The 18,616-nt window shown below is 69.9% G+C and carries 22 protein-coding genes; 11 read left to right on the forward strand and 11 right to left on the reverse strand.

Annotated features, from left to right (window positions below; all coding sequences use genetic code 11):
- The first annotated feature begins 16 nt into the window (after positions 1–16).
- The 6 genes from FH608_RS05865 (at position 17) to pknB (ending at position 7,962) form a co-directional block, all read left to right on the forward strand.
- A complete protein-coding gene (locus FH608_RS05865) occupies positions 17–487 on the forward strand; it encodes an FHA domain-containing protein FhaB/FipA (RefSeq protein ID WP_139629208.1) in 471 nt (156 codons plus the stop codon).
- Positions 484–1,782, forward strand: a complete 1,299-nt coding sequence (locus FH608_RS05870; protein WP_139629210.1) for a Stp1/IreP family PP2C-type Ser/Thr phosphatase — start codon at positions 484–486, stop codon at positions 1,780–1,782. Before FH608_RS05865 ends, FH608_RS05870 begins: the two co-directional genes overlap by 4 nt.
- A complete protein-coding gene (locus FH608_RS05875) occupies positions 1,782–3,161 on the forward strand; it encodes an FtsW/RodA/SpoVE family cell cycle protein (RefSeq protein ID WP_193318257.1) in 1,380 nt (459 codons plus the stop codon). Before FH608_RS05870 ends, FH608_RS05875 begins: the two co-directional genes overlap by 1 nt.
- Positions 3,158–4,618: a peptidoglycan D,D-transpeptidase FtsI family protein gene (locus FH608_RS05880; protein ID WP_139629212.1), complete on the forward strand. Its 1,461-nt coding sequence runs from the start codon at positions 3,158–3,160 to the stop codon at positions 4,616–4,618. Before FH608_RS05875 ends, FH608_RS05880 begins: the two co-directional genes overlap by 4 nt.
- A 21-nt stretch (positions 4,619–4,639) precedes the next feature.
- Positions 4,640–6,001, forward strand: a complete 1,362-nt coding sequence (locus FH608_RS53745; RefSeq protein WP_139629214.1) for a serine/threonine-protein kinase — start codon at positions 4,640–4,642, stop codon at positions 5,999–6,001.
- A gap of 83 nt (positions 6,002–6,084) precedes the next feature.
- Positions 6,085–7,962, forward strand: coding sequence for a Stk1 family PASTA domain-containing Ser/Thr kinase (gene pknB, locus FH608_RS05890; protein WP_139629216.1), 1,878 nt, complete (start codon positions 6,085–6,087; stop codon positions 7,960–7,962).
- A gap of 180 nt (positions 7,963–8,142) precedes the next feature.
- On the opposite strand, the gene FH608_RS05895 is transcribed toward pknB, so the two are convergent.
- From FH608_RS05895 to FH608_RS05900, 3 genes are read right to left on the reverse strand one after another with little or no spacing between them, the layout of a single operon-like run.
- On the reverse strand, positions 8,143–8,715 hold the full coding sequence (locus FH608_RS05895) for an anthranilate synthase component II (protein ID WP_139629218.1): 573 nt from the start codon (positions 8,713–8,715) through the stop codon (positions 8,143–8,145).
- Entirely contained in the window at positions 8,712–8,870 is a 159-nt protein-coding gene (locus tag FH608_RS51275) for a hypothetical protein (RefSeq protein ID WP_193318258.1), read from the reverse strand. The genes FH608_RS05895 and FH608_RS51275 overlap by 4 nt, the downstream gene beginning before the upstream one ends.
- 4 nt (positions 8,871–8,874) lie before the next feature.
- On the reverse strand, positions 8,875–9,480 hold the full coding sequence (locus tag FH608_RS05900) for a class E sortase (RefSeq protein ID WP_139629220.1): 606 nt from the start codon (positions 9,478–9,480) through the stop codon (positions 8,875–8,877).
- A 142-nt stretch (positions 9,481–9,622) separates the two neighbouring features.
- On the opposite strand from FH608_RS05900, the gene FH608_RS05905 reads away from it, so the two are divergent.
- Positions 9,623–9,868 (forward strand): cell division protein CrgA, encoded by a 246-nt coding sequence (locus FH608_RS05905; RefSeq protein ID WP_139629222.1) that lies wholly within the window; start codon positions 9,623–9,625, stop codon positions 9,866–9,868.
- 35 nt (positions 9,869–9,903) lie between these two features.
- Here the strand turns inward: FH608_RS05905 and FH608_RS05910 are convergent, their stop codons facing one another.
- Entirely contained in the window at positions 9,904–10,776 is an 873-nt protein-coding gene (locus FH608_RS05910; RefSeq protein WP_193318259.1) for a rhomboid family intramembrane serine protease, read from the reverse strand.
- 184 nt (positions 10,777–10,960) lie between these two features.
- Positions 10,961–11,500 carry a peptidylprolyl isomerase gene (locus FH608_RS05915; protein WP_139629224.1) on the reverse strand — a complete coding sequence of 180 codons (540 nt, stop codon included), beginning with the start codon at positions 11,498–11,500 and terminating at the stop codon, positions 10,961–10,963.
- Between the two features lie 211 nt (positions 11,501–11,711).
- Here FH608_RS05915 and FH608_RS05920 point away from each other — a divergent pair, with 211 nt between their 5' ends.
- Positions 11,712–12,146 (forward strand): hypothetical protein, encoded by a 435-nt coding sequence (locus tag FH608_RS05920; protein ID WP_139629226.1) that lies wholly within the window; start codon positions 11,712–11,714, stop codon positions 12,144–12,146.
- A gap of 77 nt (positions 12,147–12,223) precedes the next feature.
- On the opposite strand, the gene FH608_RS05925 is transcribed toward FH608_RS05920, so the two are convergent.
- Positions 12,224–12,700, reverse strand: a complete 477-nt coding sequence (locus FH608_RS05925; RefSeq protein WP_139629228.1) for a hypothetical protein — start codon at positions 12,698–12,700, stop codon at positions 12,224–12,226.
- A gap of 123 nt (positions 12,701–12,823) precedes the next feature.
- Between FH608_RS05925 and FH608_RS05930 the strand changes: the two genes are divergently transcribed.
- Complete coding sequence (locus FH608_RS05930) at positions 12,824–13,495, forward strand: response regulator transcription factor (protein ID WP_139629230.1); 672 nt, start codon at positions 12,824–12,826, stop codon at positions 13,493–13,495.
- On the forward strand, positions 13,492–14,943 hold the full coding sequence (locus FH608_RS05935) for a sensor histidine kinase (RefSeq protein WP_226899046.1): 1,452 nt from the start codon (positions 13,492–13,494) through the stop codon (positions 14,941–14,943). The genes FH608_RS05930 and FH608_RS05935 overlap by 4 nt, the downstream gene beginning before the upstream one ends.
- Here the strand turns inward: FH608_RS05935 and FH608_RS05940 are convergent.
- The 5 genes from FH608_RS05940 to FH608_RS05960 form a co-directional block, all read right to left on the reverse strand.
- Entirely contained in the window at positions 14,916–15,875 is a 960-nt protein-coding gene (locus FH608_RS05940) for a GNAT family N-acetyltransferase (protein WP_139629232.1), read from the reverse strand. The two genes, FH608_RS05935 and FH608_RS05940, sit on opposite strands and share 28 nt — an antisense overlap.
- A 10-nt stretch (positions 15,876–15,885) precedes the next feature.
- Complete coding sequence (locus FH608_RS05945) at positions 15,886–16,221, reverse strand: hypothetical protein (RefSeq protein WP_139629234.1); 336 nt, start codon at positions 16,219–16,221, stop codon at positions 15,886–15,888.
- Entirely contained in the window at positions 16,218–16,616 is a 399-nt protein-coding gene (locus FH608_RS05950; RefSeq protein ID WP_139629236.1) for an SgcJ/EcaC family oxidoreductase, read from the reverse strand. Before FH608_RS05950 ends, FH608_RS05945 begins: the two co-directional genes overlap by 4 nt.
- Positions 16,617–16,726: 110 nt before the next feature.
- The gene (locus FH608_RS05955; protein ID WP_139629238.1) at positions 16,727–17,305 is read right to left on the reverse strand and encodes a PadR family transcriptional regulator; all 579 of its coding nucleotides are present in this window, start codon (positions 17,303–17,305) and stop codon (positions 16,727–16,729) included.
- 35 nt (positions 17,306–17,340) lie between these two features.
- Positions 17,341–18,135 carry an MBL fold metallo-hydrolase gene (locus tag FH608_RS05960; protein ID WP_139629240.1) on the reverse strand — a complete coding sequence of 265 codons (795 nt, stop codon included), beginning with the start codon at positions 18,133–18,135 and terminating at the stop codon, positions 17,341–17,343.
- Between the two features lie 30 nt (positions 18,136–18,165).
- Here FH608_RS05960 and FH608_RS05965 point away from each other — a divergent pair, with 30 nt between their 5' ends.
- Entirely contained in the window at positions 18,166–18,597 is a 432-nt protein-coding gene (locus FH608_RS05965; protein ID WP_139629242.1) for a VOC family protein, read from the forward strand.
- Positions 18,598–18,616: the final 19 nt, after the last annotated feature.

Here is an 18,616-nt window from a genome sequence, read left to right on the forward strand (position 1 = left end):
GGTAGACAAACGGTCCATGTCCGAGCTCACGCTGCTGCTGATCCGGCTCGCCTTCCTGGCGGTGCTGTGGTTCTTCGTCGTTGCCGCAGTCGGCGTGATCCGGACGGACTTGTTCGGTTCACGCACGGCGCCGGCCGGCCCTCGCAAGGGCGGCAAACCCGCCAAACCGGTGGTGAAGCCCAAGAGCAAGAAGGGCGAGCCACGCCAGCTCATCGTTACCGGTGGCCCTCTCCAGGGCACCACCATTAACCTCACGGAGACGCCCATCACGATAGGCCGGGCCAATGACGCCACGCTGGTAGTCACGGACGACTACGCTTCCAGCCGGCACGCCCGGCTCTTTCCCCAGGACGGTCAGTGGATCGTGGAAGATCTCGGTTCGACCAACGGCACGTATCTCGACCGCTCGAAAGTCACCCGCCCGACCCCGGTGCCGCTCGGTGTTCCGATCCGCGTCGGCAAGACAGTCATTGAATTGCGCAAATGACCATCGCACTCCGCTACGCCGCCCGCTCGGACGTCGGCCTCCTCCGCGAAGGGAACGAGGACTCGGCGTACGCTAGCGGCCGCCTGCTCGCCGTCGCCGACGGCATGGGCGGGCACGCACACGGCGAGGTGGCGAGTTCTGTCGCCATCGCCGCCATGGCCTCTCTTGAAGAGGCCCAACAGGGGGGTGACCTGCTCAACGCCATCGAGGCAGCGGTACGCGACGCGAATCGCAGGCTGCACGAAATGGTGGGGCGGGATCCCAGCCTCAAAGGCATGGGCACGACTCTCACGGCCATGCTCTGGCACGGCACCCAGGTGGCTCTGGTGCATGTCGGCGACTCGCGCGCCTACCTGCTCAGGCGCGGGGAGCTCTACCAGATCACCCATGACCACACGCTGGTTCAGCAGCTGGTGGACGACGGGCGCATCACGCCGGAAGAGGCGGCCACGCATCCGCAGCGCTCGATCCTGCTGCGCGCGCTCGACGGCAGCGGCGAGGTCGATCCCGACCTGACGCTCCGCGAGGCGCAGGTGGGCGACCGCTACCTGCTCTGTTCCGACGGCCTGTCGGGCGTGGTCAGCGCGGAGACGCTGCACGCCACGCTCACCAACATCGACGATCCCGAGGAGGTCGTGCGCCAGCTCATCGACCTCGCCAACCGGGGAGGTGGGCCCGACAACATCACGTGCGTGCTCGCCGACGTGGTGGAGATCATCGACGAGCAGCAGGCGCAGGCGGAGGCGTCCATCGTGGGCGCGGCCGGCATGGCCCGGCTGCACGGGAGCCCGCAGGACGGCCCGCCGGGGCGATCGAGCGCGGTGACCGCACCCCAGCCGGTGATCGCTGACGACGAGCTCGACGAGCCGGTGGCCGAGGCGCCCCGGAGCTCGGGCAGGCGCCGTCGTCTGTGGCCCGTGCTGGTCACCGTGCTCGGTGTCGGCATCGTCGCCGTCGGCGGCGTCGGTTTCTTTGGATACCGGTGGACCCAGGACCAGTTCTTCGTCGGAGCTAGGGGTGACGAAGTGGTCGTGTTCCAGGGGATCAAGAAGGAGCTGGGGCCGATCCAGCTGTTCGAGGTCCGCAAGCCCACGGGAAGGCAGCTGTCCCAGCTGTCCGAGGCCGACCAGGCACTGATCAGGAGCGGCATCCCGGTGACCAATGTCGACGAGGGTATGACGAAGATCAACGCCTTGAAGTTCGAGCAGGACGACAAGGGCGGCGACACCCCCGCGACGACCGCCACCACGTCGCCCACGCCATCCGCGAGCGCGACCAAGACGAAGCAACGGTGATGAGCGAAGCCGCTGTCTCTCCGGTCCCGATGCCGGCCAAGCGCCGCGGGGCCCAGCTCGTCATGCTCGCGATTGCCGTGGCGATCGTCATGGGGGCCTACGCGAACGTGGGCCTGGCGATGACCGGCTCGGTGCCCGCGGGCATGCTGACGTACGGCCTGGGCCTGGGCGGCCTGGTGCTGGCCGCCTACCTCGTCCTGGCCAAGTTCGCCCCCTGGGCGGATCCGCTGATCCTGCCGCTGGTGACGTTAGTCAATGGCCTCGGCCTGGTGATGATCTACCGGCTGGAGGCGGCGAAGATGCCGGGCGCCTCGGCCACCAACCAGATCATCATGACGGGCATCGGCGTGGTGCTGTTCAGCGTGACGCTGCTGGTGCTGCGCGACCACCGGGCCCTGCAGCGGCTGACGTACACGGCGGGGCTGGTGGGCGTCGTGCTGCTCATCTCGCCGCTCACACCCGGGCTGGGCAAGGAGATCAACGGCGCGCGCATCTGGATCGGCTTCGGCTCGGCCAGCATCCAGCCGGCGGAGTTCGCCAAGATCGCGCTGGTCATCTTCTTCGCCGGCTACCTGGTGGCCAAGCGTGACGTGCTCGCGCTGGCCGGGCGGCGGCTGCTCTTCATCGACCTGCCGAGGGCCCGCGACCTCGGCCCGGTGATCATCACGTGGGCGGTCGCCATCGGCGTGCTCGTCCTGCAGAAGGACCTGGGCTCGTCGCTGCTGCTGTTCGGCGCGTTCGTGGTCATGCTGTACGTCGCCACGCAGCGCACGTCGTGGGTGCTGATCGGCATCCTGCTGTTCGTCGGCGGCGCGTTCCTCGCCGGTCAGCTCTTCAGCCACGTGGGCGACCGGTTCGACGTGTGGCTCGACCCCGGCTCCGACGAGTACTACTCCCGCGAGTTCGGCGGCAGCTACCAGATCATGCAGGGCCTGTTCGGGCTGGGCGCGGGCGGAATCCTGGGCACCGGTCTGGGCCAGGGGCACCCGGAGCTGATCCCGCTGGCGTTCTCCGACTTCATCTTCAGCGCCACGGGTGAGGAGCTCGGCCTGACCGGGCTGATGGCGCTGCTCATGATCTACGCGCTGATCGTGCAGCGCGGCCTGCGCACCTCGCTCGCGGCCCGCGACCCCTACTCCAAGCTGCTGGCGGGCGGCCTGTCGTTCATCCTCGCCTGGCAGGTGTTCATCATCGTCGGCGGCGTGACGAACCTCATCCCCCTGACCGGCCTGGTCACCCCGTTCATGTCGCAGGGTGGCTCGGCGCTGCTGGCTAACTGGATCCTTATCGCGCTATTGGTACGCATGTCGGATACGGCACGGCGGCCTCCGCCCCAGGCGATCCAGAACGAAGGACTGACGCAGGTGTTCCAGCGATGAACGGCACCCTGAAGCGCGTGGCCGTGGCGTGCCTGGCCATGTTCGCGCTGCTGATGATCAACGTGAACTTCCTGCAAGCCGTGCGCGCGGAGGAGCTGCGTTCGGACGCCCGCAACACCCGCAACTACTACGAGCGCTACGCGATCGAGCGCGGCCGGATCACGGCGGGCGGCAAGGTGCTCGCGGAGTCCGTCGAGACGAAGGACCCCAGGTTCAAGTTCGTCAGGAAATATCCGGAGGGCAAGCTCTACGCGCACGTCACCGGCTTCTTCTCGCCCGAGAGCGAGAGCGCCATCGAGCGGTCCGAGAACCAGCTGCTCAACGGCTCCAGCGCCGACCTGCTGCTGCGGCGGAGCATCGACCTGTTCACCGGCGAGCCGACCAAGGGCGCCAACGTCGACCTCACCATCAACCCGAAGGCGCAGAAGGCGGCCTACGACGCGCTGCGCGGGAGCGGCAAGCGCGGCGCGCTGGTGGCGCTCGACCCGAAGACCGGCGGGATCCTGGCGATGGTCTCGCTGCCCACCTACGACCCGGCCGAGCTGTCGGGCACCGACAAGGGGGACGTCTTCACCCGCTATGACGAGCTGGCCGAGGAGAAGGGCCAGCCGCTGCTCAACCGTACGATCGAGCAGACCTACCCGCCCGGCTCGACGTTCAAGGTCGTGACGGCGGCGGCCTTCCTGGAGGACGACTCCTCGCGCGGCCCGCAGACCACCGTGGACGCGCCGCAGCGGCTGCCGCTGCCCAACACGAACATCAGCCTGCCCAACTACGGCGGCGCGGCCTGCGGCTCCGGCCAGGTCACGCTGGTGTACGCGCTGGAGAGGTCCTGCAACACGCCCTTCGCCAAGATCGGCATGGAGCTGGGCTACGACGCGCTGAAGGAGCAGACCGAGAAGTTCGGCATGGGCCTGCCGATCGCCGTGCCGATGTCGGTGGCCAACAGCGACTTCGGCGACGAGGAGGACAAGGCGGCCCTGGCCATGGCCTCCATCGGGCAGCGCAGCAACCGGATGACGCCGCTGCAGATGGCCATGATCGCCGCGGGCATCGCCAATGACGGCAAGGTGATGAAGCCGTACCTCGTCAACAAGATCACCGACGCCAAGGGCGACACCGTCGACGAGGCCGAACATGACGAGCTGACGGAGGCCGTCAGCTCCGAGACGGCGGCCAAGCTCCGTGAGATGATGGTGAGCGTCGTGCAGAACGGCACCGCCAACCTGGCGCAGGTCCCCGGCGTCCAAGTAGCGGGTAAGACAGGCACCGCGGAGACCACCGACGGTCAGCCTCCGCACGCCTGGTTCATCTCCTTCGCGCCTGCCGACGACCCGAAGGTGGCCCTCGCGGTCATCGTCGAGTCGGGGGCGGCCAACGTCGGCGCGGAGGCGACCGGCGGCCACACCGCCGCGCCGATCGCAAAGGCCGTGCTGGAGGCGGTGCTGAACAAGTGAGTGACGGTAACCTGCTGGACCATGCGGCTCCGTAACCGCTACCTCCTGATCTCCCGCATCGCCACGGGCGGTATGGGAGAGGTCTGGCGTGCCCGCGACGAGCTGCTCGGGCGCGAGGTGGCGGTCAAGATCCTGCGGAGCCACATCTACGCCGACCCGGCCTTCCGCGAGCGGTTCAGGAACGAGGCGCGTCTGACCGCGGCCCTGGCCGATCCCGGGGTGGCGCAGATCTTCGACTACGGCGAGCAGAGCGACCTCGCCTACCTCGTGATGGAGTTGGTCCACGGGGAGCCGCTGTCGGCCATCCTGGCGCGAAACGGCGCCATCGGGGCCGAAGTGACCCTCGACGTGGTGCACCAGACGGCCAAGGCCCTGCACGCCGCCCACTCCGCCGGGATCATCCACCGCGACATCAAGCCGGGCAACCTGCTGGTCACGCCCGAGGGCACCATCAAGGTCACCGACTTCGGCATCGCCAGGGCGCTGGAGGCGGCGCCGGTCACGCAGACGGGCACCGTGCTCGGCACCGCCCAGTACGTCAGCCCCGAGCAGGCCCAGGGCTTCCCGCTGACGCCCTCGACCGACCTCTACTCCCTGGGCGTGGTGGCGTACGAGTGCCTGGCCGGGCGCCCGCCGTTCCGGGGCGACAGCCAGGTGGCGATCGCGCTGCTCCACCTCAACGAGGCGCCGCCGCCGCTCGGGGTGGACGTGCCGGCGGCGGTGCGCGAGCTCGTCATGTCGCTGCTGGCCAAGGAGCCCGAGCAGCGGCCCGCCACGGCCATGGAGGTGGCCGACCGGGCCTACGTGCTGCGCGAGTCGCTGGCCACGGCCGGGCCGGGCGCCGACCTCAGCATGCTCACCGACCCGGGAGGCTTCCGCGTACGCGAGCCGGGTGCGGTGGACGAGCGGGCTGACGAGCAGGTGACCGACCACCTCGGCGAGGCGACCATGCGCGTCGAGCCGGCCGGGAGGAAGCGGCACCGGCGCTCGCTGGCCATGGTGGCGGCGGCCGGCTGCCTGGCCGCCGTGGGGCTCAGCGCCATCACGTTCGCCAGCAGCCCACCGCCCGCGCCGCCGCCCGACGTGGCCGAGCCGACCAGGCCGTCGGCGCGCGTGTCGGAGCAGCCGACGCCCACGCCGAAGAAGAAACGCACCCGGCGACAGCCCGTGGTTCCCGTGAAGTCGCAGAGGCCTATACCCTCGCGGTCGGCTACGGTAAGCAAGTCGGCAACTCCTACGAAGAAGCCGACGCCCAAACCGACCCCGACTACGCGAACCCCGACACCCACACCGACCCCAACGCCCACCACTAGACCGACAACTCCGACACCCACCGCCTCGCCGGACCCGGGTGCTACAAACCCGTCCAAGGAGGAGACGTGATGCGTTATGGGGTCGATGATGGACACCGGCGGCCCCCCGAGCTGGCCGGTACCCAAGATGAACGGTAAGGGACAGTGCAGGAAATGACTCAGCCTCGGCTACTCGGAGGTCGCTACGAGCTCGACGGTGTCGTCGGGCGTGGCGGCATGGCCGAGGTGTATCGTGCCCGAGACATCCGGCTGGACCGCATAGTCGCGATCAAGACCCTCCGGTCCGACCTGGCGCGCGACCACACCTTCCAGGCCCGTTTCCGCCGCGAGGCACAGTCCGCGGCGTCGCTGAACCACCCGGCCGTGGTCGCGGTCTACGACACCGGCGAGGATGCCACCGACGGCACGCCCGTGCCGTACATCGTGATGGAGTACGTCGACGGCCGGACGCTGCGCGACCTGCTGCGCCAGGACCGGCGGCTGCTGCCGGAGCGCGCGGTCGAGCTGGTCGACGGCATCCTGCGGGCGCTCGACTACAGCCACCGCGGCGGCATCGTGCACCGCGACATCAAGCCGGCCAACGTGATGATCACCCGCGCGGGCGACGTCAAGGTGATGGACTTCGGCATCGCGCGCGCCATGGCCGACTCCGCGGCGACGATGACGCAGACGGCCCAGGTGATCGGCACTGCCCAGTACCTGTCGCCGGAGCAGGCGCGCGGCGAGCGGGTCGACGCGCGCAGCGACATCTACTCCACCGGGTGCTTGCTCTACGAGCTGCTGACCGGGCAGCCGCCGTTCACCGGCGACTCGCCCGTCGCGATCGCCTACCAGCACGTGCGCGAGGAGCCGATCCCGCCGTCGCAGATCGACCGCGACATCCCGGCGTGGGCCGACGCGATCGTGCTCAAGGCCATGGCCAAGGACCCGGCCCATCGCTACCAGAGCGCGGGCGAGATGCGGGCCGACATCCAGCGGGCGATGTCCGGCATGCCGGTCGACGCCCAGACGATGGCGATGACCGGCAACTACGGCCAGGGCACGCGCATGATGACCGCCACCCAGGCGGGGCACGGCCCGGCCACGCAGCGCACGACCGCGGTCCCGCCGTACGAGTACGACGAGGGCGGAGGCGGCGGCCGGGGCTCCCGGCGCAGGGCCAGTGGCGGCGGCGGAGGCAAGGCCGTCAAGACCGCGCTGTGGATCATCGTCCCGCTGCTGATCATCGGCGCGTTCATCACGGTGGGCTACGTGGTGTTCGCCTCGAAGGACGCGCCGAGCGACACGCAGATCAGCATCCCCTCGCTGGCCAGCCAGGAGGCGAAATACGCCCAGCAGCAGCTCGTCACCCTGGGGCTCAAGGTCGACGTCGTCCAGGACTTCAGTGACGACGTCGACAAGGGCAGCGTGATCAAGACGGAGCCGCCCGCCAGCACCAAGGTCGAGAAGGGCTCCTCCGTCAAGCTGTTCGTGTCGAAGGGCCCGGAGAAGGTCAAGGTGCCCGACGGCCTCATCGGCGCCACGCAGGCCGATGCCATGAGCCAACTGGAGGCCGCCGGGCTGCGCGGCACGGTCAAGACCAAGGTCTCCTCGAAGGAGCAGGGCACGGTCATCGACACCAGGCCCAAGGCCGGCGAGGAGCTGGAGAAGGGCGGCACGGTCACGCTCTACGTGCCCAAGGAGCTCTCCGAGGTGCCCGCGGTGATCGACCTCACGGTCGAGGACGCCACCAAGCGGCTCAAGGCCGCCGGGTTCAAGGTCAAGGTCGTCCCGCAGCCGAGTGACGTGCCCGAGGGCACGGTCATCCAGCAGAACCCGGGCGAGGGCGCCAAGCAGCAGCCGGGCACGACGATCACGCTGGTGGTCTCCAGCGGTCCCGAGACCGGCGGCACGGATCAGCCGCCCTTCACGGACGAGCCGTCGGACGAGCCGACGGACCTGCCGACGGACGACGGGTCGGGCGACTTCCCCAACCAGGACGAGCCGCCGCCGGACAACCCGATCGGTGACGAGGGCCTCGGCGGAAACTGAGGCACCGGAGGGGCCGCCCGTTCCGCGGGCGGCCCTTCGCCGTTTCCGGGGCCGTCCCGAGGAACCGAAGATGCGGGCACTTCCGGACAACTGAAGATCCGCGCACACAGAAAACGCCCCCGCCGCTCGGGGGCAACGGCGGGGACGCTCACTAGGTTGTCGTCCGAAGCGTGAGCTTCGTTACACGATTCCGCGCAACCAATTCCGCAGCAGCCGGTGGCCGTGCTCCGACAGCACCGACTCGGGGTGGAACTGGATGCCCTCCACGGGCGCCTCACGGTGCCGCAGGCCCATGATGACGCCGTCCTCGGTGCGGGCCGTCACGTCGAGCACCTCGGGCACGGTCGCGGGCACCACGGCCAGCGAGTGGTAGCGGGTCATCCGCACGGGTGAGGGCAGCGTCTCGAACACGCCCCTGCCGTCGTGGGCCACGGCGCTCGTCATGCCGTGCACGAGCTCGGGCGCGCGGGACACGGTGGCGCCGTACGCGACGGCGATGGCCTGGTGACCGAGGCAGACGCCGAGCAGCGGGCGGCGGCTCTCGGCCGCGTGGCGGACGAGGGGCACGCTGACACCGGCCGCCTCGGGGGTGCCGGGCCCCGGGCTGATGAGGACGCCGTCGAAGCCGTCGGCGTCTCTCACGCGCACGTCGTCGCGCGGGCGCACGTCGCAATCGGCGCCCAGCTCGCGCAGATACTGCACGATGGTGTGGACGAAGCTGTCGTGGTTGTCCACGACCAGCACGCGGCTCATTTCCTTACGGTCACCTCGTCAAGCGTCACCATGGGCTCGAGGAGCGGGAACACGACATACCACAGTACGGCCACCGCGACGGCGACCAGCACGGCGGCGGTCAGCACCTTGGTCCGGGTGGTGCCGGGCAGCTTGCGCCAGAGCCAGACGTACACGTCGTCACTCCTTTCTCGGCTCGGTGTCCTTGAGCACCCCGTACACGACGAGGCGCTGGGCGGCCGAGTATTCGGGGTGGCAGGTGGACAGCGTGATGAAGGCGCGGATGGGCCGGATGTCTGGTTTGCCGGGCACGGGGGCGAACACGTCGATCTCGTCGGGCTCGACGATGTCGTGCGAGGTCACCCGGTAGGTGTAGCGGGCCTCGCGGGTCTCCAGGATGATCTCGTCGTCCCGTTCGAGCTCGTCCAGCTCGTTGAACGGCGCCGCGTACGTGGTCCGGTGGCCCGCCACCGCGAAGTTGCCGATCTGGCCGGGCATGGCGCTGTCGGGATAGTGCCCGGGGCCCTTCTTCAGGTGCTCGGCGTCCACCCCCTCGACCACGGCGTACTCGTAGTCGGAGCCCAGCCTGGGGATGCGCAGCAGGGCGACGGGTTCGCCCGGCTTTGCGGTCCTGATCTCCTTCCTCGCCGCCAGCTCGTGCTGGAGGCGCACCTGCTGCGACTTGGTGTACGCGCCGGTGCCCCAGAGCAGGTACGCGCAGAACAGCATCAGGATCAGGCCCGCGGTGATGCTCGTCTCCCCCACGGCCCGGAGCATGGCCCGCATGCGATCAGCGTATTCGGGCGACATATGACAGTCCGGGATCGCCATGTCCCGCGCGTGGCGGATATCCTGACGGGACTTCAACTACGCTTAACGCAGAGCCTGCGGACGATCCGGAAGCCCAGGCCCTCAGCAGGAGTTACCAGTGCCAAAGTCCAAGGCTCGCAAGAAGGCGGTCTACACGCCGCCGCAGAGGTCGCAGCAGGTCAAGATCAGCCCTCGCTGGCTGGCGCCCACGATGGTCGTGGCGTGGATCATCGGCATCCTGTGGATCGCCGTTTACTACGTCGCCCCGGAGACGCCGTTCCTCAGCGACCTCCAGAACTGGAATCTGCTGATCGGGTTTGTTTTCATCATCTTCGGTGTGGTGCTTTCCACCCGCTGGCGTTAGTTCTTTCCACAGTTTTTTCCACAGCCTGAGGAAAGTCAGCTCAGCATGGCGACGATGGCCGATGCCCTGATCATCACGAGCACGGCCAGCACGACCACCGCCCCCACGATCGCCAGCACCTGCCAGAGTGTCCGGTTGTTGCTGGGGGCATAGGCCAGCGCGCCCGCCAGCAGCGAGCCCGTGACCAGGCCGCCGACGTGTCCGGTCCAGCTGATGTTGCTCAGCACGAACGTGAGCACGAGGTTGATCGCGATGAGCCCGGCCACGTAGCGCACGTCGAGGTTGAGCCTGCGCCCGACCACGAACGTGGCGCCGAACAGCCCGAAGATGGCGCCGGACGCGCCGACCGAGGCGGCGCCGGGCGAGTCGGCCCAGAGGCTGAGCACCGAGCCGCCGATCGCGCTGATGACGTAGAGCGCCAGATAGCGCACGTGGCCGAACGAGCGTTCCAGGTAGGGGCCGACGACCCAGAGCGCCCAGCAGTTGAACAGGATGTGGAAGATCCCGCCGTGGACGAGCGCGACCGTGAACAGCCGGTAGTACTCGCCGAAGGCGGCCACGCTGAACGGCTGCATGGCCAGCGTGCTCGTGACCTCGTTGCCGAGGAGGTATTGGGCGCCGTAGACCAGGAGCGTGACGACGAGGATGGTGTACGTCACGATCGGCGTGCGCACGAGGTTGCCGCCGAAGGCGGACCTGGCCTGGCGGATGCCCTTGTTGCCGTCGGCCACGCACTCGGGGCACTGGAAGCCCACGGAGGCGTCGCGCATGCAGTCGGGGCAGATGGGGCGCTCGCACCGCTGGCAGCGCACCCAGGTCTCCTTGTCGGGGTGCCGGTAGCACGTCGGCACCGCCTGCTCGGGCTGCTCGGGCTGCGGGGGCGGGCTGGGCGGCGGCTGGCTGGTCATGCCGAAAGCCTATGACGTACCCGCGTGTCCCGCGCCCTGCCGAACGCCCCGAGAACGCCGAACCGCCCTGGAAGGGGCCGCGAAGGGGCCGCCCGCCGGACGCCCCGGGAGGGAGTCGCCGGCCGAACGCCTCGGGCCCCGGGGAAGGAGCCCCCGGCGGGACTCCCCCTCCGTCAGGGCGACGTCAGGACTGGACGCGGTCGATGGTGACCGACTCCAGGATGACGTCCTCCACCGGCCGGTCGTTGCGGCGGTCGGTGCGGGTCTTGGCGATGGCGTCCACCACGTCCTGCCCCTCGACCACCTCGCCGAAGATCGTGTGCTTGCGGTTCAGGTGCGGCGTCGGCACGACCGTGATGAAGAACTGCGAGCCGTTGGTGCCCTTGCCGAAGCGGACGCCCGCGTTGGCCATGGCCAGCAGGTACGGGCGGTCGAACGACAGCTCCGGGTGGATCTCGTCGTCGAACTCGTAGCCCGGCCCGCCGATGCCCTGACCGAGCGGGTCGCCGCCCTGGATCATGAAGCCGGAGATGACCCGGTGGAAGATCGTCCCGTCGTAGTAGCGGCCGGTGCTCTTCTCGCCGGTGCCCGGGTGCGTCCACTCGCGCCCGCCCTCGGCGAGGTCGACGAAGTTGCGCACCGTTTTCGGCGCCTTGGTGGGGAAGAGTTCGATCTTGATATTGCCGCGATTGGTCTGCAGGTTAGCGATCAGCTTCTCAGCCACGAGACAGCTGCCCCCCTCTGTACACAGGGTTGGTTCGTGATGTTGTGAGTCGTACGGCCGTTGGGCCTTCTGGGCCATCCTCCCACGGCGCGCCATGATTGAGCCGCCTTGTCCAGGGAAGGTCAGGCTCGGGGCCCCAACGACAGGGGAGGTTGTCGTGTCCCGGACAATGAACAGACGCCGCGTGACCGTCGAAATACCGGTCACGCGAATGGGCCGAATGAAGGCCCGGGCCGTACAAACCGGCCAGCGGATGGCGCCGAGGGCGGACCAGGCCAAGGTGGCCGCCGCCCAGCGCTTCGAGGACGCCCGCTACTGGGCGGCGCCGCGGCTCAGGTCCGCTGCGCACGGGTTCGAGCAGCAGGTCGCCCCCATGGTCAGCTCGATGCTGACCCGGGCGGCCAGGAAGATCGAGCCCACGCCCATGCGGGCGCGGCGATGGCCCATGCTCGTACTGATGACCGGTGTCGCGGTGGGGGCCATGGGCTACATGTTCTACCGCCGCAACGCCCAGCAGTGGACCGAGCACATGAAGGAATCGGCCTCGGATGCGACACGCTGGGTCGGCGACAGGGCGGACAGAGCCGCCGAATCCGCCGAGCGGATGGCTGACAAGGCGGATGAGACATCGCGCAAGATGTCCTGATGCGGCGCTGCCAAGCACGGAAGGCGCGCCCCCGGCCACGAGCCGGGGGCGCGCTTTCGTGTCAGAGGACCGCTGCCTCAGTCCGCCTTCTTGCAGATGATCTTCATCATACGCGCGAAGCCTTCGGGCCCGTCGACCGGCGCCTCCCCGTACACGCGAGCCTCCTCCCCTGGCTTCACGTGCACGGTGCCCGCCTTGCCCGGCTCGGCAGGCAGCATCTCCGCGGGCTCCCCGCCGGGCGTGACCGGCTGCGCCGGCTCTGCCGGCACGGCGAGCGCCGCCTCGGGAGCCTTGGGGGCGTCCTCCGGGCCGAGGGCCTGGATCTCCACCGTGTCGCCGCGCTTGACGGCCTTGATCCCGTCCCGCGCGATGATCTTGCCGATCTCCCCCGCCGGCTTGGCCTCGGCCAGGGTGACGGTCTTGCCGTCGGCCGTCGTGCAGGTGACCGCGCCGGCCGGGGCCGGAGCCGCGTCATCGGCGAGGGCGGAGCCCGCCAGGCCGGTGACGGCGAGTACGGCGACCGCGCCGAGCACGGCGAGACGTCGCTTGAACATGGGTTCTCCTCACTGGAGTCGGTCGGACCCCCTGACGATCCCGGAGCGAACCCCGCGAGAACCTGAAGAGACCTGAAATGATCTTCAGGTTCGCTTTAGGTCGGCTGAGGCACCCTGGTCGGTGTGCGAGTGCTACTGGTCGAGGACGAGGAGCGGCTGGCCGACCTGGTGAAGGGCGGCCTGGCCGGCGAGGGCTTCGCGGTGGACGTGGCCCACGACGGGCGCGACGGGCTGTGGATGGCCACCGAGAACACGTACGACGTGATCGTCCTGGACGTGATGCTGCCCAGGATGAACGGGTACGCGCTGTGCTCCAGGCTGCGCGAGGCGGGCGACTGGACGCCGATCATGATGCTCACCGCCAAGGACGGCATCTACGACGAGGCCGAGGCGCTCGACAACGGGGCCGACGACTACCTGGCCAAGCCGTTCTCGTACGTGGTGCTGCTGGCCCGGTTACGCGCGCTGGTGCGGCGGGGCGGGCGGGAGCGGCCGGTCTCCATCACCGTGGGGGATCTCGTCGTGGACCCCGCCGCGCTGAAGTGCAGCAGGGGCGAGGTGCAGGTGGCGTTGACGCCGAAGGAGTTCGCGGTGCTGCACGCGCTCGCGCGCCGGGCCGGTGAGGTGGTCTCCAAGAGCGAACTGCTGGCCCAGGCGTGGGACTTCTCCTACGACGGAGACCCGAACATCGTCGAGGTCTACATCAGCGCCCTGCGCCGCAAGATCGACGTGCCGTTCGGGCGGACGACGCTCATGACGGTCCGGGGCGCGGGCTACCGGTTGGAGGCGGCGTGAACCGGCTGCGACCAGTGCTCGGGCGGCTGCGGCTCGTTCCGGCCGGCCTGCGGCCCGTGCTCCCGGGGCTGTCCTCCGTGCGGTTGCGCGCCACTGTCGCCGCCACGCTGGTGGTCGCGCTCGCCCTGGGGCTGGCGGCGCTGGCGCTGGTGACGGTCCTGCGCGGCACGCTGCAGCGCAACGCGGACGCGGAGGCCGCCAGGAGGGCCGTGGCGGCGGTGCCGTACGCGAAGACCATGGAGCTCGTGCCCGCCACCCCGTTCACGCCCGGCACCGCCGTCCCGTCCACGCCCGGCACCGCCGCCCCGGCACCGGAGGGGCCCGTCACGGTCGCGGGCAGGGCCGGCGTCGTGCGCCTCGCGGACGGCACCACGGCCACGTTCGCCGACCCCGACCTGATCCTCACCAAGGGCGAGCCTGCCCCGGCCGCAGGCTGGGCGGAGCCGCAGGAGTACGCCGTCGCCGGACTTCAGGTGAGCACGGCGGGCGGGCCGGCCACGGTCTGGTCGCGGGTCTCCCTGGACGGCGCCGAGGAGGCGCTGCGCACGCTGTACGGGGCGCTGCTGCCGGGCGTGCCCGCGGTGCTGCTGGTGGTGGCCGCGATGACCTGGCTCTCGGTGGGCCGCGCGCTCGCCCCCGTGGCCGCCATCAGGGCCAAGGTGGCCGACATCACGGCCCGCGACCTGCACCAGCGCGTGCCCGTACCGCGCTCGAAGGACGAGATCGCCGCGCTGGCCACCACCGTGAACGGCACGCTCGACCGCCTGGAGACGGCGGTGGACACGCACAAGCGGTTCGTCGCGGACGCGGCGCACGAGCTGCGCAGCCCCATCGCCACCCTGCGCGCGCGGCTGGAGCTTGCCGAGCCCAGCGAGCTCACCCGAGAGGCCCTGGCCGACGTCGAGCGCCTGCAGTCGCTGGCCGCCGACCTGCTCATCCTGGCCAAGCTGGACGCCGGCGAGCCGCTGCGCACCGCCGAGCTGGACCTGGGCCAGGTGGCCGCCGAGGAGTCCCTGCGGGCCAGGCGCCGACCCGGCGTGCGGGTGGAGCTGGACATCGAGCCGGACGTGGTGATGAAGGGCTCGCGCGCGCACCTCGACCGCCTGGTGACGAACCTGGCCGACAACGCGGTCCGGCACGCCGCCTCGACCGTGCGGGTACGCGTGCGCGCGGAGGAGGGGCTCGCCGTGCTGGAGGTGCGGGACGACGGGCCGGGGATCCCGCCGGAGCACCGGGAGGCGGTGTTCGCCCGGTTCACCCGGCTGGACGAGGCGCGGGCCAGGGACGCGGGCGGGGCCGGGCTGGGCCTGCCGATCGCGCGGGACATCGCGCTGCTGCACGACGGCACCCTCGTGTACGCAGATTCCGGATTTATCGCGAAATTTCCCCTGAAATGCTCTCAGGCTCCCCCGCGGGAGCGTCAGGCCGGCTTGACCGGCAGGGCGTAGGTCGTGAGCCGCCTGACGATCTCGAACCCGGCGCGGCGGTACACGCTCACCGCTCCCGTGGGGTTGTGCGCGTCGACGCCGAGCCCGGCGCTCGCGTACCCCTGATCCATGAACGTGGCGAGGGCGTGCCCGATCAGCGTGCTCGCCACACCCTTGCCGCGCCACTCCCGCAGCGTGCCGACGATGTGGATCCACGCCTGCCGCTCGCCGGCCGGGACCGGCTGGGCCGCGAAGAAGTAGGTGATCAGCACGCCCACGGCGCGGTCGCCGGCCAGCGCCACGAACGACGACTCCGGGCGGAAGTTCCTGGAGCCGGTGATGATGGCGCGCCAGCTCTCGGGCGTGTGGCGCACGCTCCCCCAGTGGTCGAGAAAGGCCTCGTTGCGCACGTCGCGGGCGCCGTCGTCCAGCTCGGGCGTCCAGGCGGCGACGGACACGCCGGCCGGCGGCACGGGCACGGGCAGGTCGCCCGACAGGCTCCGCGTCATGCGGGCAAACGTGCGCACGGCGCTGAACCCGGCGCCCTCCAGCAGCGCGGCGAGGTCGTCACGGCCCTCGTAGACGTCGAGCTGGAGCTCCGGAGGGACGCCGGGATAGGCCCTCTCGCTCAACCCCGGCGCCGTCCGGATGCTCCAGTCGATGATGTGCCTGCCGAGCCCCCGCCCGCGGTAGGCGGGGTGCACGCCGCCCGCCAGGTGCATCAGGTGCACGCCGTCGGCGGACTGCCTGACCGGGAGGTGGCCGAAGGCCACGATCCGATCGCCGTCCCTGGCCGCGAGCGTGCCCTCGGCCAGGTCGATCAGGTCGCCGGACAGGAGTCCCACGACGTCGTCGACGCCGTGGAACTCCCCCGTCCGGTCCTCGGCCTCCATCGCGGCCCACAGCTCGGCCACGGGCCGGGCGTCCTCCAAGGTCAGTGGTCCCCATTCCATGACCGGCAGACTAGGCCAGTCTGGTGGCGCACCCCAACCGCTTTCCGACGCGCTTGAGCGCGTCGGCGAACGACCGCCGGGTACGCTCGCCGAACCCGATGAACAGCCGGTTGGCCAGGGCCACGGCCCAGTAGTTGCCCGCCACGTTGTAGACGCGGTGGACCAGGCGCGTGCCCTCGGGGTCGGTGGTGACCGACCACTCTCCGCGGTACCACCAGTCGCCCTGGTAGGCCAGGCTGTGCTCGCCCAGCTCCGTCCTCGGCGTGCTGTCCACCACCACCGGCCACACCTGCTCGACCGGGGCCGCGATCACTCCCGCGACCTCGGCGATGAGCTGCTTTCTCATGGCTTGCGCACTCGGGTGTTCTGGAAGGAGGCGAACCGCCAGCCCTCCGGTGTGCGCAGCGCGGTCATCGTGATGGCCGAGTCGCGGCTGGGGTCCGGCTCGCCGTTCATGAACGCGGCGCCGCCCACGATCACCAGGGCGACGTCGTCGGTGAGCGACTTGACCATCGGCTCGGGCCCTCCCTCGGCCAGCTTGATGTCGAGCTTGAACAGCCCGCGGTGCGCCTCCTCGATGGCCTGCCTGCCCTTCAGGTGCTGGCCGAAGAACGTGATGTAGTCGGCGTCCTCGGTGAAGAGCCCGGCGTAGCCCTCGGAGTCGCCGGCGTTCCAGGTCTCCGTGATGCGCGCGAGGAGGTTGTTGATCTCCTTCTCGGTGGACGTGTTCTCTGCGGACATGGCACTGCTCCCTCTGTCGCGGCGCCTATCCTGTGAATGCGAGTTCGGCAGGGCAGGCGCCTTGTTCGGATGTCGGCCGCCGGGGTGTTGGCGCACTCCGGCGGCCTCTTTCACGGCTCGACCGCGGCCGTGGTCGGCCAGTCGAGCTCGCCTTTGTCGAGCCGGTCGAGAAACCGCCTGATCCAGTCGAGCTCGGCGGTGTGGACCGCGTGCTCGTACTCGACCTCCACCATGAGGATCTCGGGCATGCCGCTGCCGGCCATGGCCCTCATGTGGGCGTCCATGCCGGCGAGCATGCCCTCGATGGTGGCCGCGCGCCCGCGCAGGGCCCGCTGCGCCTCGCCCGGCGGCAGGCAGCCGAGGAGCGAGACGCCTGCCACGAAGCCGCGCCGGTCCGGCTCGGGTTTCTCCAGCAGCCGGCACAGCTGGGTGGCCAGCTCCTCGCGGCCCTCGTCGGTGATCTCGTAGACCGTGCGCTCGGGCCGGCGGCCCTCGCGGTCGGTCTTGGCGGGCACGATCAGCTCATCCCTGACCAGCCGCTCCACCGCGTGGTAGAGGCTGCGCGGCAGGCCGGTGACGTAGTCCTTGTGCGTGTCGATGATGAACCGGTGCAACTCGTACGGGTGGCTCGGGCGCACGGTGAGCAGGGCCAGGACCGTCAGGCCCACCAAGCTGTGGCGCTGCGCCATAGTGCCTCCCTCTATATTGCAACTTGCAATATAGCTCAGGAGTCGAGCTGACGGAAGGCCCGCTCGATGGCCTGCCTGGTCACGTCCTCCGGATAGGGGAAGAGCTTGATCAGGTCGCGCAACCCCTCGACGTGGGCCCGCTTGGCCAGCTCGGCCACCAGGGCCAGCTCGTCGTGCTGCGCCTGCGCGAACGCGCGGTCCACCACCGCGCCGTGTCCCGGCACGATCACCGTCTCGGGCAGCTCGGCCAGCATCGCCGCCGTGGTGGCCGGCCAGTCGAGCGGGTACGAGTCACTGAACGCGGGCGGCGCCCCCTCCTCCACCAGGTCGCCGGCGAACACCACGCCCGCGTCCGGCACGTGCGCCACGACGTCGTTGCTGCTGTGCCCGAGCCCGAAATGCCGCAGGTGCACGATGCGACCGCCGATGTCGAGGCTGGCCGCGGACGTGAACGTATGGTCCGGCGGCACGATCGTGACCTCCTCGAACTCGTCACGCCGCTCGGGCCGCCTCTCGATCATGACGGCGCGCTGCTGCTCGCCGTACTGCTCGATCTCCTCCGCGCACCTGACGTGACCCCAGATCTCGGCGGGGCCGAAGAGCGCGTTGCCGAAGTAGTGGTCGAAGTGGGAGTGGCTGTTGACGACCGTCCACGGGCTGCCGGTGATCCTCCTGATCGCGTCGACCAGGTCCGCGGCCTCCCTGTGGGAGCTTCGCGTGTCGAGCACCAGGCAGTGCCCGTCGCCCACGACCAGACCCACGTTCATGTCGAACGACTCGTGGCGCCGGACGTAGACCCGGTCGCCGACTTCCAGCCACTGCTCGTTCATGCCAACGAACCCTACTTTTAGGATCGACCCATGGCATATGACTTCCAGGTCGTGATCGACACGAGCGACCCCCACTCGCTGGCTGACTGGTGGGCCGACGCGCTCGGATGGAAGGTGGAGCCCCAGGATGAGACGTTCATCCGTCACATGATCGAGAAGGGCCACGCCACCGACGACGACACGACCCGGCACAACGGCGCGCTGGTGTGGAAGGCGGGCGCGGCCATCAGGCACCCCGACGGTCTCGAACGCGCGCCACGGGTGCTGTTCCAGCTCGTGCCCGAGCCCAAGACGGTCAAGAACCGCGTGCACCTCGACATCCGGGTGGGGGCCGACCACATCGAGTCCGTGGTCGAGCGGCTCGCCGCCAAGGGCGCGACCGTGCTGCACCGTGGCCGCCAGGGGCCCAACTGGTGGGTGACGATCGCCGACCCCGAGGGCAACGAACTGTGCATCACCTGAGGAGCGAGCCTCTGCTGGG

It is taken from the genome of Nonomuraea phyllanthi (genome assembly GCF_006334985.2).
In the GTDB taxonomy this organism is placed as follows: domain Bacteria; phylum Actinomycetota; class Actinomycetes; order Streptosporangiales; family Streptosporangiaceae; genus Nonomuraea; species Nonomuraea phyllanthi.

Bases quoted from the DNA above. Each gene is read 5' to 3' on its own strand.
- FH608_RS05865 (WP_139629208.1), top strand. From the start codon at position 17: ATGTCCGAGCTCACGCTGCTGCTGATCCGGCTCGCCTTCCTGGCGGTG.
- FH608_RS05870 (WP_139629210.1), top strand. From the start codon at position 484: ATGACCATCGCACTCCGCTACGCCGCCCGCTCGGACGTCGGCCTCCTC.
- FH608_RS05875 (WP_193318257.1), top strand. From the start codon at position 1,782: ATGAGCGAAGCCGCTGTCTCTCCGGTCCCGATGCCGGCCAAGCGCCGC.
- FH608_RS05880 (WP_139629212.1), top strand. From the start codon at position 3,158: ATGAACGGCACCCTGAAGCGCGTGGCCGTGGCGTGCCTGGCCATGTTC.
- FH608_RS53745 (WP_139629214.1), top strand. From the start codon at position 4,640: ATGCGGCTCCGTAACCGCTACCTCCTGATCTCCCGCATCGCCACGGGC.
- pknB (WP_139629216.1), top strand. From the start codon at position 6,085: ATGACTCAGCCTCGGCTACTCGGAGGTCGCTACGAGCTCGACGGTGTC.
- FH608_RS05895 (WP_139629218.1), bottom strand. From the start codon at position 8,715: ATGAGCCGCGTGCTGGTCGTGGACAACCACGACAGCTTCGTCCACACC.
- FH608_RS05900 (WP_139629220.1), bottom strand. From the start codon at position 9,480: ATGCGGGCCATGCTCCGGGCCGTGGGGGAGACGAGCATCACCGCGGGC.
- FH608_RS05910 (WP_193318259.1), bottom strand. From the start codon at position 10,776: ATGACCAGCCAGCCGCCGCCCAGCCCGCCCCCGCAGCCCGAGCAGCCC.
- FH608_RS05920 (WP_139629226.1), top strand. From the start codon at position 11,712: ATGGGCCGAATGAAGGCCCGGGCCGTACAAACCGGCCAGCGGATGGCG.
- FH608_RS05925 (WP_139629228.1), bottom strand. From the start codon at position 12,700: ATGTTCAAGCGACGTCTCGCCGTGCTCGGCGCGGTCGCCGTACTCGCC.
- FH608_RS05940 (WP_139629232.1), bottom strand. From the start codon at position 15,875: ATGGAATGGGGACCACTGACCTTGGAGGACGCCCGGCCCGTGGCCGAG.
- FH608_RS05945 (WP_139629234.1), bottom strand. From the start codon at position 16,221: ATGAGAAAGCAGCTCATCGCCGAGGTCGCGGGAGTGATCGCGGCCCCG.
- FH608_RS05950 (WP_139629236.1), bottom strand. From the start codon at position 16,616: ATGTCCGCAGAGAACACGTCCACCGAGAAGGAGATCAACAACCTCCTC.
- FH608_RS05955 (WP_139629238.1), bottom strand. From the start codon at position 17,305: ATGGCGCAGCGCCACAGCTTGGTGGGCCTGACGGTCCTGGCCCTGCTC.
- FH608_RS05960 (WP_139629240.1), bottom strand. From the start codon at position 18,135: ATGAACGAGCAGTGGCTGGAAGTCGGCGACCGGGTCTACGTCCGGCGC.
- FH608_RS05965 (WP_139629242.1), top strand. From the start codon at position 18,166: ATGGCATATGACTTCCAGGTCGTGATCGACACGAGCGACCCCCACTCG.